This window comes from Vibrio sp. AH4 (assembly GCF_030710545.1).
GTDB classification, from domain to species: domain Bacteria; phylum Pseudomonadota; class Gammaproteobacteria; order Enterobacterales; family Vibrionaceae; genus Vibrio; species Vibrio metoecus.
Genome location: NZ_JALAIV010000003.1, coordinates 202,863 through 216,720 on the forward strand (window position 1 = coordinate 202,863; position 13,858 = coordinate 216,720).

The 13,858-nt window shown below is 49.4% G+C and carries 12 protein-coding genes; 4 read left to right on the forward strand and 8 right to left on the reverse strand.

All coding sequences use genetic code 11. The features are described from left to right. Positions 1 to 33: 33 nt before the first annotated feature. Positions 34 to 1,893, reverse strand: a complete 1,860-nt coding sequence (gene vcaM, locus MKA69_RS14065) for a multidrug efflux ABC transporter VcaM (protein WP_305848326.1) — start codon at positions 1,891 to 1,893, stop codon at positions 34 to 36. 371 nt (positions 1,894 to 2,264) lie between these two features. Here vcaM and ctlX point away from each other — a divergent pair, with 371 nt between their 5' ends. Continuing rightward, a complete protein-coding gene (ctlX, locus tag MKA69_RS14070) occupies positions 2,265 to 3,233 on the forward strand; it encodes a citrulline utilization hydrolase CtlX (protein ID WP_305848327.1) in 969 nt (322 codons plus the stop codon). Positions 3,234 to 3,264: 31 nt separating this feature from the next. Here ctlX and MKA69_RS14075 read toward each other — a convergent pair whose 3' ends face one another. From MKA69_RS14075 to MKA69_RS14105, 7 genes are all read right to left on the reverse strand, one after another. After that, the gene (locus MKA69_RS14075) at positions 3,265 to 3,774 is read right to left on the reverse strand and encodes a YgjV family protein (RefSeq protein ID WP_305848328.1); all 510 of its coding nucleotides are present in this window, start codon (positions 3,772 to 3,774) and stop codon (positions 3,265 to 3,267) included. Positions 3,775 to 3,844: 70 nt separating this feature from the next. Beyond that, positions 3,845 to 4,471 (reverse strand): bifunctional 4-hydroxy-2-oxoglutarate aldolase/2-dehydro-3-deoxy-phosphogluconate aldolase, encoded by a 627-nt coding sequence (locus MKA69_RS14080; protein ID WP_305848329.1) that lies wholly within the window; start codon positions 4,469 to 4,471, stop codon positions 3,845 to 3,847. A gap of 9 nt (positions 4,472 to 4,480) precedes the next feature. Continuing rightward, complete coding sequence (locus tag MKA69_RS14085) at positions 4,481 to 5,446, reverse strand: sugar kinase (RefSeq protein WP_305848330.1); 966 nt, start codon at positions 5,444 to 5,446, stop codon at positions 4,481 to 4,483. Between the two features lie 3 nt (positions 5,447 to 5,449). Next, the gene (gene uxaC / locus MKA69_RS14090; protein WP_305848331.1) at positions 5,450 to 6,862 is read right to left on the reverse strand and encodes a glucuronate isomerase; all 1,413 of its coding nucleotides are present in this window, start codon (positions 6,860 to 6,862) and stop codon (positions 5,450 to 5,452) included. Between the two features lie 12 nt (positions 6,863 to 6,874). Then, the gene (locus MKA69_RS14095) at positions 6,875 to 8,338 is read right to left on the reverse strand and encodes a fructuronate reductase (protein ID WP_305848332.1); all 1,464 of its coding nucleotides are present in this window, start codon (positions 8,336 to 8,338) and stop codon (positions 6,875 to 6,877) included. A gap of 50 nt (positions 8,339 to 8,388) precedes the next feature. After that, positions 8,389 to 9,690 carry a TRAP transporter large permease gene (locus MKA69_RS14100; protein ID WP_000455168.1) on the reverse strand — a complete coding sequence of 434 codons (1,302 nt, stop codon included), beginning with the start codon at positions 9,688 to 9,690 and terminating at the stop codon, positions 8,389 to 8,391. Between the two features lie 11 nt (positions 9,691 to 9,701). Beyond that, positions 9,702 to 10,217: a TRAP transporter small permease gene (locus tag MKA69_RS14105; protein ID WP_170937932.1), complete on the reverse strand. Its 516-nt coding sequence runs from the start codon at positions 10,215 to 10,217 to the stop codon at positions 9,702 to 9,704. Positions 10,218 to 10,540: 323 nt separating this feature from the next. Here MKA69_RS14105 and MKA69_RS14110 point away from each other — a divergent pair, with 323 nt between their 5' ends. The 3 genes from MKA69_RS14110 to uxuA all read left to right on the forward strand — a co-directional run bounded on the left by MKA69_RS14110 (position 10,541) and on the right by uxuA (position 13,741). Beyond that, positions 10,541 to 11,524, forward strand: coding sequence for a TRAP transporter substrate-binding protein (locus MKA69_RS14110; protein WP_095456411.1), 984 nt, complete (start codon positions 10,541 to 10,543; stop codon positions 11,522 to 11,524). A 107-nt stretch (positions 11,525 to 11,631) separates the two neighbouring features. Further along, on the forward strand, positions 11,632 to 12,423 hold the full coding sequence (locus MKA69_RS14115; protein WP_001914843.1) for an FCD domain-containing protein: 792 nt from the start codon (positions 11,632 to 11,634) through the stop codon (positions 12,421 to 12,423). Between the two features lie 127 nt (positions 12,424 to 12,550). Then, a complete protein-coding gene (uxuA, locus tag MKA69_RS14120; protein ID WP_000438600.1) occupies positions 12,551 to 13,741 on the forward strand; it encodes a mannonate dehydratase in 1,191 nt (396 codons plus the stop codon). Positions 13,742 to 13,858: the final 117 nt, after the last annotated feature.

Below are 13,858 nucleotides of genomic sequence, written 5' to 3' on the forward strand. Positions count from 1 at the left end.
AATGGTCGCGGGCTTATTCAGTGTTGATTGGAATTATGCCAGTATGGCTTCTTCTACTTCGTCTTCATCACAGCCGATAAAACCACCGGTTTGATGCGCCCACAGGTGAGCATAAATGCCGTTTTGCGCAATCAACTCTTGGTGAGTACCTTGCTCAACAATTTGGCCTTTATCGAGCACGATCAGGCGATCCATCGCTGCGATGGTCGACAGACGGTGGGCAATTGCAATCACAGTTTTGCCCTGCATCAGCTCATTGAGGCTCTCTTGAATCGCGGCTTCCACTTCAGAATCGAGCGCGGAAGTTGCTTCATCCAGCACCAACAGTGGCGCATCTTTCAGCAGTACGCGAGAGATCGCAATCCGCTGACGTTGTCCACCAGAGAGTTTGACGCCACGTTCACCGACCTGTGCATCGTAACCACTGTTGCCATGCGGATCGGTCAAACCGAGGATGAACTCATGAGCGTGGGCTTGCGCCGTTGCTTTCAACAGCTGCTCCTCGGTGGCGTTCGGATTGCCGTACAAAATGTTGTCGCGAATGGAGCGGTGCAGCAGTGACGTATCTTGTGTCACCATGCCGATTTTGCTGCGTAGCGATTCTTGGGTCACTTCTGAAATGGGTTGACCATCAATGAGAATCCGGCCGCTCTCTACATCATGAAAACGCAGTAACAGGTTCACCAAGGTCGATTTACCGGCTCCCGAACGTCCCACTAAACCGACTTTTTCACCCGGCTTGATGTTGAGATTGAGATGGTTGATCACGCCTTTGTTTTCACCGTAGTGGAAGCTCACATCATCAAAGGTAATGCCACCATGTTTAACCACCAAGGGTTTAGCGTCAGGTTTATCGGTGACGGTGATGGGTTTGCCCAGCATGGTCATGCCATCCACAACGGTACCGATGTTTTCAAACAGGGCGCTGACTTCCCACATGATCCATTTAGACATGCCGTTGATACGCAAGGATAAACTGACTGCAACTGCAATGGCACCGACGCTGATGGCGCTGGTGGTCCACAGATAAATCGATAGGGCAGCAATGGTAAACACCAATAAGTAGTTGGCCATTTCAACCCAAATATTAAAACCGGTCACCAAACGCATTTGGCGATGGACGGTGCCCAGAAAATCTTGCATGCCTTCTTCGGCGTATTGCGTTTCACGTTGACTGTGCGAAAACAGCTTTACAGTCATAATGTTAGTGTAGCTATCGACGATACGGCCACTCATCAGTGAGCGGGCATCGGCTTGCTCGGAAGCCACTTTTTTCAGCTTAGGCACGTAATACATTTGCACCGCAACGTAAATCGCCAGCCAAATCAGCATAGGGATCATTAAGCGCCAATCGGCCTGCGCCAAAATCACTACAATCGCGGTGAAATAAACCATCACATACACAAACACATCGAGACTTTTCATCACGGTTTCACGTACCGCGAGCGCCGTTTGCATCACTTTGGTTGAGATGCGCCCTGCAAATTCGTCTTGATAAAACGACACGCTTTGCTTGAGCAGATAGCGGTGTGCCAACCAACGGATCGACATCGGGTAATTACCGAGGAGTGTTTGATGGATCAGCAACGAATAGAGGGCGATGAGCATCGGCATACCAATCAGTACCAGCAAACCCAGTCCAATCAATGTGCTTTGATTCTCCGCCAAAAAGGTTTCTGGGTGGCTAGTGGAAAGCCAGTCCACCAGTTGGCCCATAAAGCCAAACAGAGAGACCTCGATAATCGCGATCGCCGTGCTGAGTAACGCCATCACGATCAATGGTTTTTCAAAGCCGCGAGTGTAGTGGCGACAAAAAGCCCACAAAGTGTTGGGTGGGCGTTGGGGTTCACCTTTGGGAAAAGGGTCGGTGAAACCTTCAAATAGCTTAAACATGAACAAGATCCTTGCTGTGATAGGGCGGCAGTGAGGGAGAGAGCACGCGTGCGAGCGTCCGCCAAAATGTGATTTTCTGTTAAAACGGAAGCAGTATAGCGTTATCCATTGGTGACTTGAAGTTATACCCTTGCGAGTTGAAGCTACCACACCAAGTCGTTTGGTTTCGGTTGTGCGAGCCAATCCGCTTGGCGTGTTATTTCTAAGCGAATCCAGCCGATGTCATCCATAACGCCAGCAAATTTGACTGCGATGAGCCATTTTTTCAGTAAAAAGATAAAATTTATCGATTGAAATTCATCAAAATCAGCAAATCTTTAGTTAACATTCTGTTTACACTTTTGGGGTGAAATCGGTGATGAGTGCCTATTATGAATGTTCATCTACAACCCAATATGTTGATTCCGCGCTCTGCTGCGCAAACGGCTCGCGCTGTCGTTATGGTGCCGCCAAAAGAGTTCGGCTTTAATGCGCAAACTGCGCAAGATAATGCCTTTCAAAACCCGTTGGCACTCAGCGCTGAAACCATTTTGCAGCGCGCTATGAGCGAGTTTAACGCCATGGTAAACGGTCTTCGCCAAGCGGGTGTTGACGTTGTGATATTTGATTACCCCCTAGGCCAAGGTGCAACGCCGGATGCGGTGTTCCCGAATAACTGGTTTAGTACCACTGAGGCGGGCGAGCTATTTTTGTTCCCAATGGCGTGCGCCAACCGCCGTTTGGAAGTACGCCCTGAAGCTTTGATTGATACCTTACAAAAGCAAGGCTTTGCTGTGAAAAAACAGCACTCTTTGCTGGCGTTTACTGAGCAGCACGCTTTTTTAGAAAGTACTGGAGTGATGGTAATGGATCACCCCAATCGCACCATTTATGCGGGGCTTTCACAGCGCTGCGATCGTGAAGTGTTGGAAGTGTATGCCGAACAGATCGGCTATTCGCGCGTGGTGTCGTTCCAAACTCGATTGCCGTCTGGCTCGCCGATTTATCACACCAATGTGATGATGGCGATAGGTGAGCATTTCTGCGTTATTTGCGATGAAGCGATCCCCGAATATGAGCGCCGATTTGTCGTAAAATCGTTGGCTAAAGATAAACAGGTTATTTCGATTTCGATTGAGCAAATGAACCGCTTCTGCGGCAATATTTTGCAATTAGAAACTTGTGACGGGCAGAAAGTGATCGCCATGTCGCAATCGGCTTATGAGGCATTTACACCCGCTCAACTCAACCAACTTGCCACCCACGGTAAGTTGCTGCCATTTTCTGTGCCTATCATAGAAACCATTGGTGGCGGCAGTGTGCGCTGCATGTTGGCCGAGCTGTTCTTACCCAAAGGATAAACCTGTTTCCTTACATTCAGAGCAGAGTGGTTTAACTATGAAGCTGCGGGTTTTTCGATGCTTGAGTTAACCGATAAATGGTCATCAGGTTCGTCACAATAAAGGTGCTTTCCACCAGTGTCCCGCCGATGGAACCAAGCCAGATATTGTGGCTAACCCAACACAGCGAGTTAAATAGAATCAGACTGCGTAGGGTGACCCCTCGTTTAGAAAATAGTGCCCAAGTTGCCACTGACGATCCAAACACAGTCATAAACTCGAAAAAGTGGGTGATGTTGGGCAGCGTCATCAGCCACATCAACGCGATAAAAAACCACATGACTCTGCGTGATTGTGTTTTGATCGAAGCAAAACTGCGCATGCCATTGATCACCACACCGATGGCGGCAACGGTTGCACCTAGCAAGGCAAAATGAACGCCCATGATGAAGCAAAATGCGACCATCTGATAACGAAAGCGTATATCGTCTTTTTGCCAAAAGGCCATCACACCGACCAGAAACGCAATACCACCTATGCCTTGCGCTAACGCGTTGTCCATTGTTGTGCCTCTTTAGTGAAAGCGCCCCTCAAAGTGAGGGGCGTCAAGATGGTTAAGCTCAGTCAGAGGGTTAGTTGACTAACGCAACGGCTTCACGAGTCAACCGAGCCAGTTCTTCCCAGTTTCCAGCTTCAATCAGCTTTTTATCCACCATCCAAGTACCGCCGCACGCTAACACGCGTGGGATCGCTAAGTAATCTTTGATGTTGGCAGAACTAATACCTCCAGTGGGCATCAGCTCAATATCGGTATATGGCGCGAGCAGGGATTTCACCATGTTGATCCCGCCAGAGGCTTCGGCAGGGAAAAACTTCAACGTGGTTAAGCCCATTTCCAGTGCTGCTTCAACCGTGCTCGGGTTATTCACGCCCGGTACGATATCAATGCCGATCTCCTGACACGCTTTGACGGTATTAGGGTTAAAGCCAGGGGAGACAATAAAGGTCGCGCCTGCTTCTTTGGCGGCAATCGCTTGTTCACGATTGAGCACCGTGCCTGCGCCGATCAGCATGTCCGGTTGTGCTTGGCGCAGCAGACGAATGGCTTCGACCGCCGCTTCTGAGCGAAAGGTGATTTCGGCAGCAGGCAGGCCATTTTCCACCAGCACTTTACCCAGTGGGATGATGTCTTCGGCGTTGTCGATGGCGATCACTGGGATCACTTTCAGAGCTTTCAGTTGTTGTTTAATACTAGACATGTTGGTTCCTTAAGCGACGCCAAGCGCCGATTGTGTGAATGCTTTGGGAATAATGGCTCCGCGATGCTGAATCACAGTGCCGGCCAGTGCGTTACCACGTTGGCATGCGGTGGCTAAATCGGCGCCCGCTAAGTAGGCCGAGAGGAATCCACCGTTGAAGGAGTCACCCGCGGAAGTGGTATCCACTACCTGCACTACCGGTTGGGTTGGTACTGCTTGTGGAGCGAAAGTAGAAGCCGAGGAATCTTGAATCAAGCAGCCCTCAGCCCCTAATTTGACGATGCATTTTTGCACGCCAAGTGCGGTGAGGCGTTGAATGGTCTGCTCTGGAGTGCTATCCCCCCAAATCAACAGCTCGTCATCAAAGGTGACGAGCGCTACATCCGTCAGTTGGTACATGACTTGGTAGATTTCTTTCACTGTATGGTGGTCATCTTGCGGCCACAGAGCGGGGCGGAAGTTACTATCAAACGCGATTTCAACCCCTTTGGCTTTGAGTTCAACCAACAGGTTGAGCAGGGCAATACGATCTTCATCAGGCAAAATCGCCAGAGTGATTCCGCTGAGAAACACCATATCGACCTGATTTAACGCCTGGTTAATCTGTCCAAAATCGGGGTGTTGCAGTAAGTAACGCGCCGCAGATTGGTTGCGCCAATATAAGAAAGTGCGTTCACCTTGATCATCAAGTTGGATCAGGTACAAACCGGGCGTGCGAGTGGGGTCGCGCAGCACGAGTTCTGTTGCAACGCCTTCTTCTTGCCAGCGCGACAGCATGCCAGAGCTAATGGGGTCGGTACCGAGTGCGGTCACGTAAGAAACTTTAATGTCGTCTGGGTTAGTATTGGCTTCACAGCCGCGGCGCAGATAAACCGCGGCGTTTAACGTGTCACCACCAAATGTTTGATGCATTGCGCCGAACGGTTTACCGTTCAGCTCAATCATACATTCGCCCATAATGGCGATATGTTTCATGGGTTACGCCCTCTCTTCAAAATAGCGTTTAGCGTTACCAAAGCAGATGTTTTCAATCATTGGGCCAAGCAGGGAGAGATCGTTCGGTACTTCACCATTTTCGGCCCAACGGCCGACCATATCACATAGGATACGGCGGAAATATTCGTGGCGTGTGTACGATAGGAAGCTGCGCGAATCAGTCAGCATGCCGACAAATTGGTTCAGTAAGCCAAGTTGAGAAAGCTGCTCCATTTGACGCTGCATGCCGTCTTTCTGATCGTTGAACCACCAACCGGAACCAAACTGCACTTTGCCCGCAATACCGCCCCCTTGGAAGTTGCCGATCATGGTCGCCATCATTTCGTTATCACGCGGATTCAAGCAGTACAAAATCGTGCGAGGCAACTCATTGGTTTGATCCATTTCATCCAGTAGATGCGCCAGCTCAAAGGCAAATGGGCGATCGCCAATCGAATCGAAACCTGCATCCGCGCCCAGCAATTGGAACATGCGTGTGTTGTTGTTGCGCTGCGCGCCAATGTGCAACTGCATCACCCAACCCAATTGCGCATAACGTTTGCCAAGCCAAACCTGAACCGCAGTGGAGAATTGTGCACATTCAAGCTCAGAAAGCACTTCGCCCTTTAAACGGCGAGCTAACAACGCATCCAGATCCTGTTCGGTTGGGATTGGGGCGTAACGCACCACCTCAATCCCGTGATCGGCTGCACGACAGCCGTGCGTATCGAAGTGCGCCAAGCGTTTATCTAAGGCATTGAGTAAATCGCCGAAACGGTGAATTTCAATATCTGCCTCGGCACCGAGTTGGCTGAGATAATCAGCAAAGCCCGCTAACTCAATTTTGAACGCTTTGTCCGGACGCCAGCTAGGCAGCACTTGCACATTGAATGAGTCATCGGCGGCGATCGCTTTATGGTGTTCGAGTGAATCAATCGGATCATCCGTAGTACCTGCCATCACTACATTCATATGCTGCATAATGCCACGAGCGCTGAATTCCGGTGTTGCCAGCAGTTCATTGCAGTGGTGCCAGATGTGATCGGCCGTTTTCGGGCTTAACAATGTATCCTTAATCCCAAATGGACGGCGCAGTTCAAGGTGAGTCCAGTGATACAGCGGATTGCCTAAGGTTTGCGGTACGGTTTTCGCCCACGCCATATATTTGTCGTAATCGCTTGCATTGCCGGTGATCAAACGCTCTTCAATACCTGCAGAACGCATGCCGCGCCATTTGTAGTGATCGCCCGCCAACCAAATTTGGCTTAAATTCTCAAACTGACGATCTTGCGCCACTTCTGCCGGATTAAGGTGGCAGTGGTAGTCATAAATCGGTTGATGCGATGCATGCTCGTGGTACAAGCGGCGCGCCGTTTCATTGGAGAGTAAAAAATCGTCACACAAAAAAGTCTTCATGCTGCTTTCCTCTTACAGCGCTGCCACAGTGGCGCGTGCACCGTGAGCCAGTAGAGATTGATAAGCGTGGCTGACCGCTTCAATTACTTTGGTGTTTTGGCCTAATTCAGCAGGGAAAATCGCTTCGACACTGAGTAGGGCTGGTACCACTGAAACGTTTAAGCCATGTTCATCGCAAATTTGGCGCAGAGTCGCGGCCATCGGGTCGCGAACGTCAATCTCGTTGCCTTGTTCATCAACGCCAGCCACGTAACGCATCCAACCGGCAATCGCGGTGGCCAACCATGAAAAATCAGAACCTTGTGCGAGGTGGAAGCGTAAGCTGCCGCCCATGCGTTGTGGGATTTTCTGGCTGCCATCCATCGCAATCTGCCACGTTTTGTGTTTCAGGCTTGGGTTGGTGAAACGGTCGATGAGCAGCTTAGCGTAGCCAGCTAAATCCGTGCCTTCGGGCATGGTGAGGGAGGGCGCTTGCGCTTTCATCATCATATCGAAAGCGGCTTTGCGGTAGCCTTCATCTGTCATGGTGTCTGAAATGTGTGCGTAGCCACCCAAGTAGCCCAAGTAAGCTAAGAACGAGTGGCTGCCGTTGAGCATGCGCAGTTTCATCTCTTCATAAGGCACAACATCAGCGACAAATTCTGCGCCAGTCACATTCCAATCTGGGCGACCTGCGACGAAGTTATCCTCGATAACCCATTGGCGGAAAGGTTCGCAAGCGATGCCACATGGGTCTTCACAACCAAGCAGTTGCGCGATTTCTGTCAAAGTCTCTTCTGTTGCTGCCGGCACAATACGGTCAACCATAGTGCATGGGAAAGTCACATGGGTTTCAATCCAATCGCGCAAGTTTGGGTCAAGCAGTTGAGCAAATTCGAGAATCGCGGCTTTGGCGACATGGCCATTCTCTTGCACGTTATCGCAAGACATCACAGTGAAAGGTTTCAAACCACGATCGCGGCGCAGTTTCAGTGCTTGAACAATGTAGCCGAGGGCTGATTTGGGCTCGCTGGGATTCGCCAGATCGGCAATCACCAGCGGATTGTTTTTATCCAACGTACCGGTGGCCGGATCGGCGCAGTAACCTTTTTCGGTAATCGTCATGGAAACGATCGCCACCTGCGGCTCGGCCATTTTTTCCAGCACTGCTGCAATTCCATCCATAGTGGGATGGAGAGATTCGGTCACCGAACCAATCACTTTAACTTCAGTCGATTGCGCACCTTTTTCTGCGACGGTGTAGAGGTGATCTTGCGCGCGCAGTGATTGAATCAAGTCTTCACCACCAAATAAGTTGATCTCACAAATACCCCAATCAGAGCCTGTTTTGCTGAGCATTTCATGGGTGAATAGGGCTTGGTGAGCGCGGTGGAAAGCACCAAAACCAAGGTGAACAATGCGGCTTTTGAGGGCTGAACGGTTGTAATCAGGCAGCGAAACAGCAGCATTCAGGGTAGAGTTTGCAATGTTTTTCATTTTATTTCCCTTCTCCCGCAGAAGCTCTGCGGGATGATTCATTGAAAGAGTTAGTAGCCAAGAACTAGCTTTGGTAAGAACAGGCTGAGTTCAGGAATAAAGGTCACCGCCATCAGCGCCAAGATCAGCGCCGCGTAGAAAGGCAGCAAAGGCTTAATCACTTTATCGATCGCGACATTGGCTACCGAACAACCAATGAATAGCGCACTGCCAACTGGCGGAGTACAGATACCAATCGCTAAGTTGAAGGTCATCATGATGCCAAAGTGCACAGGGTCGATGCCCATATCGAGTGCGATAGGCAGGAAGATTGGCGTGAAGATCAGCACCGCTGGCGTCATATCCATGAAGATGCCGACAATCAACAGGATGATGTTGATGATAAGCAAGATCATCATTGGGTTATCGGAAATCGCGAGCAGAGCATCGGCGATCATGTAAGGAATATCCGCATTGGCCATCGCCCAAGACATCCCCATAGAGGCACCGACCAACAGCAGCACGATGGATGTGGTGACCGCCGATTCAAGAACGATTTTGGGCAGGTCGCGCCATGTGACTTCACGGTATACCAAAACCGCGAGTACAAAGGTGTACACCACCGCAATCGCAGACGCTTCCGTTGCGGTGAAAATTCCGCCGATAATGCCGCCCATGATCACGATGATTAGCGCGAGTGAAGGTGCTGCTTTGAGGAAGGTATCCCACACCATCGCGAGCGTTGGGCGCGCTGCCACAGGGTAACCACGGCGTTTGGCGATAATGCCTGCCACCACCATGATGCTCAGCCCCATCAAAATACCCGGGATGTAGCCTGCTAAAAACAGCGCCGCGATCGAAGTACCGCCAGAAACCAGCGAGAACACAATCAAGGTATTGCTGGGGGGAATTAACAAACCTGATGGACAAGAGGTGATGTTCACCGCGGCAGAGAAGTTTTCATCGTAACCATCTTTCTTTTGCAGCGGAGACATCGTGCCACCCACGGCAGCGGCAGAAGCAACCGCTGAGCCTGAAATCGAACCAAACATCATGTTTGCCATCACGTTAACGTGGGCGAGTGAGCCTGGTAGTCGGCCGCCTAAGACTTTGGCGAAGTTAATTAGGCGCAGAGCAATACCGCCTTGGTTCATGATGTTGCCTGCCAGAATAAAGAACGGGATGGCTAGCAGGGCGAAGTTATCTAAACCCGCCGCCATGCGCTGTGCGACTACCGCAATGGCGGGTTCAAGCGGCAAGCCCATCAAAATGGTGGCTAACGATGACAAACCGATCGCAAACGAAACCGGTACACCAATTGCGAGTAAAACGGCGAAGCTACCAAACAGGGTAAGAATTAATTGCCATTCCATGATGAAACCCTCTATGAGTTAAGTGGTGATTGGGTGATTAAGGCTTCACCGGAAATGAGTTGTTTAACACGCTCATAAGTGAAAAGGGCTGAGTAGAAAATCATCAATGCTCCGCTGATTGGTAAACAGAAATAGATGTAACCCATCTCTAAACCCAGTGCAGGCGTTAGCTGGCCGGTGGCTAAGGTTTTTAAGGCTAATTGGGTTCCGCCGTGAACCAACACCACATAAGAGAAGAGGGCGATGGCGATTTGAATGACGATTTCGTTGATCAGCTTGCGTTTCCCCGTCAGTTTCATGGTCAACAGATCAATCGCAAGATGGCGTTTTAGCCCAGTGGTATAGGCGGCACCAATCAATGCGACCCACATAAACAGATAACGCGCCAGCTCATCGGTGACGGTACTCGGTTTACCGAGTACATAACGAGACAGCACTTGCCAAACCACACAGAAGACCAGAAAGGTGGAGAGAGAAATGGTAAAGGCTGCCAGTCCTCTGTTTATGTATGTGACCAATTTATTCATTTTCATTTCCTTAAAATAAACACGTGCACTTAATAACAATTGGTTTACCAGTGGATGGTTCGTGTTTGTGTAGGGGCGCAAAAGCTAGGTATTATTTCTGAGCGGATTATAAGTTAGCCGATTTGGTTGTCACGTGAGCGGCTTCACAAATGAATTGGTTGACCAATTTAAGGGTTATTAGTGTGATTCTGGTCAATCAATTTGATCTTTTGTTTTGACGCTGACTTTTTTGAAGGCCAACATGCCCATCGAAACAACAATTTTCATTAAGAGAAGAACAATTACCCTACACATTGGATAACCAATCCACGGAGACAAGATTCATGATGACGCGTAAGACTCTATTAAGTGCCTTGGTCGGTGCTGCCATGACTTTCGGTGCCACCGCTTCTGCGTATGCGGCGACTACATTAAAACTGAGCCATAACCACCCTCGTGACCACGCGGTACACAAAGCGATGGATTACATGGCAAAAGAAGTGAATGAATTGACGGGCGGCGAAGTGCGTATCCGTATCTACCCTGATGCGCAGCTAGGCACACAGCGTGAGTCGATGGAGCTGATGCAAAATGGCGCGCTGGATATGGTGAAAAGCAATGCGGCTGAGTTAGAGGCTTTCTCACCGGCTTACTCTGCTTTCAACTTACCTTACTTGTTCCGTGATAAAGAGCATTACTACAAAGTGACGGATGGCGAAGTCGGTCGTGAAATCCTAGATTCATCAGCAAGCAGCGGCTTTATTGGCGTGACCTATTACGATGCGGGGGCGCGTAGCTTCTATACCAGTAAACCAATCAATACGCCTGCGGATTTGAAAGGGTTGAAAGTCCGTGTTCAGCCAAGTCCATCGGCCATTGCGATGGTGAAGGCTCTGGGGGGGAACCCAACGCCGCTTGCTTACGGTGAGCTTTACACCGCGCTGCAACAAGGCGTCGTGGATGCCGCTGAAAACAACATTCCATCGTTTAGTTTGAGCCGCCACAGTGAAGTGTCCAAATTCTTCAGCTTAGATGAACACACCATGGTGCCAGATGTCCTGGTGATTTCGACTAAGACTTACGACAAGCTCACTCCAGAGCAGCAAAAAGCGTTAATGAAAGCTGCTGCGGATTCTTCCGAATATATGAAGAAACTGTGGGCAGAATCGGAAGCCAAAGAGCGTACCAAAGCAGAAAAAATGGGCGTAACGTTTGTTGAACCGAATAAAGCAGCCTTCGTGGAAGCCGTTCAACCAATGTATCAAGAAATTGAAAAGACAAATCCTGAATTAAATCAAATTGTTGAGCGGATTAAAGCCGTTCAGTAATGTATTAAAATCGTCGTAATTGCAAAATTAAAACAAGGTGTTACCACATACTGGTACATATAGGTTGACCAATTATTATTGGTCATTATGATGGCGTGAGTAGTGAGATGAAATACAGTGACAATAGCATCATGATGCCTTTTGAACCGAAAAGACCGTATCAAGAGATTGGTTTAGTACTAAGAAAAGAGTTGATCAACGGCCACTATAAAGTGGGGGATAGACTTCCGCCTGAGCGCGATATTGCTGAACGTTTAGACATCAGCCGTACCGTAGTGCGTGAAGCCATCATCATGTTGGAACTGGAAAACTTAGTCGAAGTGAAAAAAGGCTCGGGTGTCTATGTCATTAATATTCCATCGAAAAATAACGCTCGTGAGAATGTGATCAGCGATGATGCTGGCCCGTTCGAAATGCTCCAAGCGCGACAGTTGCTCGAAAGCAATATTGCTGAATTTGCCGCAACGCAAGTCACGCCGGGAGACATCGTGAAGATGCGTGCCGCACTCAAACTAGAACGTGATGAACTGGTGAGTGGCGCGCAAGAGTGTCACGGTGATGAAAGGTTTCATATGTGCATTGCAGAGGCAACCCAAAACTCTGTGCTGGTGGATATGTTGAGACAATCATGGGAACGACGCGAAAAAAGCCCGATGTGGAAAAAACTGCATTCTCACATCAGCAGTCAAGACTATCGTGAAGAGTGGCTTGACGATCACGCCAAAATTCTTGCCGCTTTGCAGCGTAAAGATCCTATCGCGGCCAAAAGTGCCATGTGGCAACACCTTGAAAACGTAAAGCAGCGCCTGCTGGCGTTGTCCGACGTCGACGATCCTAACTTTGATGGTTACTTATTCAGCTCAAACCCAGTGGTTCTACTGGGTGCTGAAAAAAGATAACCACCTTGCCAGCGTAAGCTGGCACTGATCAGCGCGGTTGTTCTTGCAACCGCATAATAAGAAGTCGTTACGCACTGAGCTTGAAATTTTCGAGCGGGATAAGTGCGTTTTAAAAAAGGTGAGTGTCATGGAACAAACTTGGCGTTGGTACGGCCCGAATGATCCCGTTTCTTTAGACGATATTCGTCAAGCGGGCGCAACGGGCATCGTGAATGCGTTGCATCACATCCCGAACGGGGAAGTGTGGTCAAAAGAAGAGATTTTAAAACGTAAAGCGATCATTGAAGCGAAAGGGCTGACTTGGTCTGTCGTGGAAAGTGTGCCTGTACATGAAGAAATTAAAACTCAAACCGGCAACTACCAACAGTGGATCGAAAACTACAAACAAACTCTGCGTAACCTAGCGGAATGCGGCATTGATACGGTTTGCTACAACTTCATGCCTGTGCTGGATTGGACGCGTACCGATCTGGAATTCGAAATGCCCGATGGTTCAAAAGCGCTGCGTTTTGACCAAATCGCGTTTGCTGCGTTTGAGCTGCATATTCTCAAACGTCCAGGGGCGGCAGCGGATTATACCGAAGCAGAACAAGCGCAAGCCTTGGAATACTTCAACAACATGAGTGAAGCGCAGATTCAGCAGCTCACCAACAACATTATTGCGGGTTTACCAGGTGCGGAAGAAGGTTACACCTTAGAAGAGTTCCAAGCCCAGCTTGATCGCTATGCCGGTATTAACAAAGATAAGTTGCGTGAGCACATGGCGTATTTCCTCTCACAACTGATGCCGATTTGTGAATCTTATGGCTTGAAACTGGCGGTACATCCTGATGATCCACCGCGCCCGATTCTTGGCCTGCCGCGTATTGTCTCAACGATTGAAGACATTGATTGGCTGACCGAAAATGTGCCAAGCAAAATGAACGGCTTAACCATGTGTACTGGCTCGTATGGTGTGCGTGGTGATAACGATCTGGTCAAGATGATCAAAAAGCACGGCGAGCGTATCTACTTCACGCATTTACGTTCAACCAAACGTGAAGAGAGCAATCCGATGACATTCCATGAGGCGGCTCACCTTGATGGCGATGTGGATATGTACAACGTAGTGATGGCGATTCTGGATGAAGAACACCGCCGTGCTGAAGTAGGCGATCATCGTTTGATCCCGATGCGTCCTGATCATGGCCATCAAATGCTGGATGACCTGAAGAAAAAGACCAATCCGGGTTACTCGGCGATCGGCCGCTTGAAAGGGTTAGCCGAAGTGCGTGGCCTTGAAATGGCCCTCAAGCGCGCTTTTTTTACTAAAATCTAATCTGGTGCGAGTGACATAAAGCGCAACCTCATAAACGCGGAGCTTCGGCTCTGCGTTTTTCTTTTTAACGCTTGGCCATACGCTTGAGCGCAAAAGAGTGACACTTCCCAAATAGGC